The 386-nt window shown below is 49.2% G+C and carries 1 pseudogene; it reads right to left on the bottom strand.

Annotated elements, in window-relative coordinates:
* Positions 1 to 386: pseudogene (locus C6366_RS21400) on the bottom strand (NADP-specific glutamate dehydrogenase); the annotation flags it as partial.

The following is a 386-nucleotide window of genomic DNA, read 5'->3' as shown; positions in this document are numbered from 1 at the left end:
CATTTACGGCTTTGCCCGGGCCAAAAGTGATCTCCTTTGTGGCCAGATTGGCCGCTTCGGCTGTGCAGCCCATGTTGGATGCCTCTGCAATCAGTTGGCAGCCATTGGCAATCAGTTTGCGAGCATCCTCTTCGTTTAGTTCGTTTTGGATGGCGCAAGGGATGGCGATATCCACTTTTTGCTCCCATGGACGCTTACCTGCAAAGAATTGTACGCCATATTTCTCGGCATAAGGCTGCACCACATCCATGTTGGAAGCGCGGAGCTCAATCATATAATCTATTTTTTCACCTGAAATGCCATTCGGATCATAGATGTAACCATCTGGACCTGAAAGGGTGACAACTTTAGCTCCCAGGTCAGTTGCTTTAATAGCTGCACCCCAG

Source organism: Desulfonatronum sp. SC1 (genome assembly GCF_003046795.1).
Taxonomy (GTDB): Bacteria; Desulfobacterota; Desulfovibrionia; order Desulfovibrionales; family Desulfonatronaceae; genus Desulfonatronum.
This window is presented reverse-complemented; position numbering and strand designations above follow the sequence as displayed.